The sequence below is a fragment of the Agriterribacter sp. genome, from assembly GCF_035444585.1.
GTDB lineage: Bacteria > Bacteroidota > Bacteroidia > Chitinophagales > Chitinophagaceae > Agriterribacter.
Map to the genome: position 1 here is coordinate 1 of NZ_DAOMOZ010000327.1, position 3,537 is coordinate 3,537.

The 3,537-nt window shown below is 43.7% G+C and carries 3 protein-coding genes; all 3 read left to right on the forward strand.

The genetic code is table 11. The features are described from left to right. Positions 1–400 precede the first annotated feature (400 nt). The 3 genes from PLH26_RS20980 (at position 401) to PLH26_RS20990 (ending at position 3,422) form a co-directional block, all read left to right on the forward strand. On the forward strand, positions 401–1,249 hold the full coding sequence (locus PLH26_RS20980; RefSeq protein ID WP_324587973.1) for a glutamine amidotransferase-related protein: 849 nt from the start codon (positions 401–403) through the stop codon (positions 1,247–1,249). Between the two features lie 37 nt (positions 1,250–1,286). Further along, a complete protein-coding gene (locus tag PLH26_RS20985; protein WP_324587974.1) occupies positions 1,287–2,480 on the forward strand; it encodes a hypothetical protein in 1,194 nt (397 codons plus the stop codon). A gap of 69 nt (positions 2,481–2,549) precedes the next feature. Continuing rightward, positions 2,550–3,422 carry a hypothetical protein gene (locus tag PLH26_RS20990; RefSeq protein WP_324587975.1) on the forward strand — a complete coding sequence of 291 codons (873 nt, stop codon included), beginning with the start codon at positions 2,550–2,552 and terminating at the stop codon, positions 3,420–3,422. Positions 3,423–3,537: the final 115 nt, after the last annotated feature.

Genomic DNA, 3,537 nt, shown 5'->3' on the forward strand with positions numbered 1-3,537 from the left:
AAAGAATAGAGGTTTTCATTATGCTCAAAAGCATAATCAACATTACAAAAACACTTGCTATTTTAGATAACTGTTTCAAGTAAAGAATACTTATAAGCTGTAATTTTTTGCAAAGGTATAAAAAACCGCTTTTATTACCCTGTCGGATAAATTATAGTCAAACATACCCAATAGGTTAATATTGTCACTTCAAAAGCAAAAATAAACATAGTCTGTATGAAACAATATGACAAACAACGATGGTGGAGGTGATATAAATAAGGTTTTTTTGTGGATCATATGTACCAACCACACCAATAACACTTACAACTTTAATGTAATATATCTATTTTTCAAAGCGTTATGTCGTAGTGCAGCTTCTCCGGGCTTCTCCTGGCAAATTCAAAAATATTACATTTGCATGATGAAATCAGTGGAAAAAAAGCCCGTCAGGGTAGCCATACTCAATTTATATGAAGGTGTAGCTAACCAGGGCATGCGGTGCATCAGGGAAATTTTGAATCAATATGGCGAGGCCAATTTCCTGGATATGGAATGGGATGAATTTGATGTGCGCCAAAAATTAGAAGTACCCGATACCGCTTACGATATTTATATCTCCAGCGGTGGGCCCGGAAGCCCCCTCGAAAGCAAAGGCAGCTCCTGGGAAGGCGCCTATTTCCGTTGGCTCAGCCAGGTAGAAGCGTGGAACAATAACCCTGGCAACCACCAAAAAAAATATGTTTTTTTCATCTGTCATTCATACCAGTTGGTATGCCGCCATTACCGGCTTGCCGATATTAGCAAAAGAAGATCAACGGCATTCGGCGTATTTCCCGTTCATCTGCTGAATGAAGGAAAGGAGGAAATTGTATTTGACGGGCTGAACGACCCCTTCTATGCTGTAGACAGCCGCGATTACCAGGTAACAAATCCCAATCACCACCGGCTTACGCAAATGGGCGCATCGGTGCTTTGTATAGAAAAGGAAAGACCGCATGTGCCGCTGGAAAGAGCCGTTATGGGTATCCGCTTCAACGAATATATGATCGGCACCCAGTTCCATCCCGAAGCCGATGCCATTGGCATGAGCATGTACCTGCAGCGGGAAGACAAGAAAAGCAGCGTTATTGCAGCGCATGGGGCCAACAAGTGGGCTTCAATGATCGAGCAGTTGAACGACCCGGATAAAATACTCTGGACCTATTCGCATGTGTTGCCCAATTTTCTTAACCAGGCGGTAGAACATTTGCAAACAGTGGAAGTATAACATATAATATTTATCTTCCCTGTAAAACTCATGGACCATGGTACCCCAATTGCGAAAAGCATTCAATGCAGGGTTTACTGCAAGCCGTTATCAGGCATTTTTAAAAGACCTTAACAGCCTTCACCCCGGCGCTATTGAATTTCGCGTGGCGGAAACCCCTGTATTTGCAGATAAGCAGTTCACTCAAAAAATGCTTGATGCCTGCGAAAGCATCATAGATATTATTACAGACCCCGAATTTAAAACCATAACGGAAAGGGCTATCCCCAAAAATGAATATGTGCCGGGCGAAACCATGCACAGCCACATGATCGCTTTTGATTTTGGCGTTTGTATCAATGAAGACAATGAGCTGGAACCTCAACTCATAGAAATGCAGGGCTTCCCTACCCTGTTTGGTTTCCAGGCATATTATCCCGAAATAGTAAAAAAACATTTTGACATACCCGCAAACTACAGTCACTACCTGAACGGCTACGATCAAACCAGCTATCTGGACATGCTAAAAAAATTATTGCTGGGTGATCATGAGGCAGAGAACGTGGTGCTGCTTGAGATCAATCCGCATGAGCAAAAAACGAGGATTGATTTTTACTGTACGCAGGATTTTACGGGCATCAGGCCGGTGTGCATAACAGATCTTACAGCCGAAGGAAGAAAACTATTCTACCTTAATAAAGGAAAGAAAACAGTGATCAAAAGAATATACAACCGGCTGATCTTTGACGACCTGAAAGCACAAACCCGTCCCGTTAATGGCATAGATATTACAATGGACTGGGATGTGGAATGGATACCCCATCCCAACTGGTTTTACCGTATCAGCAAATTCACGCTTCCTTTTATTTATCACCCTTATGTACCCAAAACGTTTTTTTTGAACGAGGTGAAACAGATCCCGCCCGATCTGGAGCACTATGTATTGAAGCCATTGTTTTCCTTCGCAGGGCAGGGAGTGCTAATTGACATTACGGCAGCGGATATTGAAAAGATACGGGATCCGGAAAACTGGATACTGCAGCGCAAAGTAAAATATGCCGATGTAATAGCAACACCTGACACACCGGCCAAAGCAGAGATAAGATTGATGTACGTATGGCCCGATGGCGATGAACGCCCTCATGCCGCCATCAACCTGGCGCGCCTGAGCAAGGGAAAGATGATCGGCGTACGTTACAATAAAGACAAAGAATGGGTGGGCGGCTCTGTATGCTTTTTTGAAACTTATTAACGTTATTTAACCTTCCATAACAAAACCGGAAGCTTTTAGGATTTAGCTTTGGGGAACAAATCTTTTCCAATGCTGAAAAGGCTTTTTACAGGATTGATTTTACTGGGCGCCTGCACCACAACCGGTTTTGCGCAACAAAAAACTGCAGAGCGCGCTATAGTAAAATCAAAAACAGAAATTATCTTCCCGCAAAATATAAACCGCAGTGCAGGCGGTGATGACGAGGGCAATGCAGGTTTTGGCGGACCGGGAGGCATGGAAAGCAAAAGCACAGTCTATTTTAAAGGCGACCTGATCAAAACACACAATGAAAGCGATTTTGGGAATACGATGGTAATTGTTGATAAAAGGAACAGGAGAACCACTACGCTCAGGGAAGCTATGGGACGAAAAACCGGGTTTTACAGCACGGAAGAAGATGAAGAAGCCATGAGGAAAAGTATGGAGGCGCGCAGGGATTCAATCCGACAGACACGCGGGCAATCGGTAAGCAACGCTGCTAATGCCACAACACCGGAAGCAGAAATTGTTGCTACCAGCGAAACAAAAAAAATTGCCGGCTACAATTGTAAAAAAGCCATTATAAAAACCAAATCCCGGCAGGGGGAAATAAATGAAACCATTGTTTGGTATACCCCCGACTTTAAAATACCGGGCTATCCTGAGGCGGGAAATACAGGTGGCGGTTTTGGAAGAGGCATGCGCGGGCAGAGAGGTGGCTTCGGGATTGCCGGGCTCGATAAAATTGACGGCTTTATTATGGGCTATGATGTAAGTCGCTCCAATGGCTTTAAAATGCACATGGAAGTAACCAAAGTGGAACTTGATCCTGTTATAGATGACAAGGTTTTTGAAGTACCCAAAGGATACGATATAAAACCTTTAAGCGAAATGCAGCAACAATTTCGTCGGGGAAGGATAAATGAAGACAATAATAATTAGATAAGTTTTGGGGCTATTTATAATCAGTAAGGACCTTCAGCAATGGAGGTCTTTTGCTTTAGCAGTTGGGCGGTCAGCTATCAGCGGGAGGTGCCCCGCTCACGCCTGAACGCGC

Coding starts and splice junctions, on each gene's coding strand:
- PLH26_RS20980 (WP_324587973.1), top strand. CDS start 401: ATGATGAAATCAGTGGAAAAAAAGCCCGTCAGGGTAGCCATACTCAAT.
- PLH26_RS20985 (WP_324587974.1), top strand. CDS start 1,287: ATGGTACCCCAATTGCGAAAAGCATTCAATGCAGGGTTTACTGCAAGC.
- PLH26_RS20990 (WP_324587975.1), top strand. CDS start 2,550: ATGCTGAAAAGGCTTTTTACAGGATTGATTTTACTGGGCGCCTGCACC.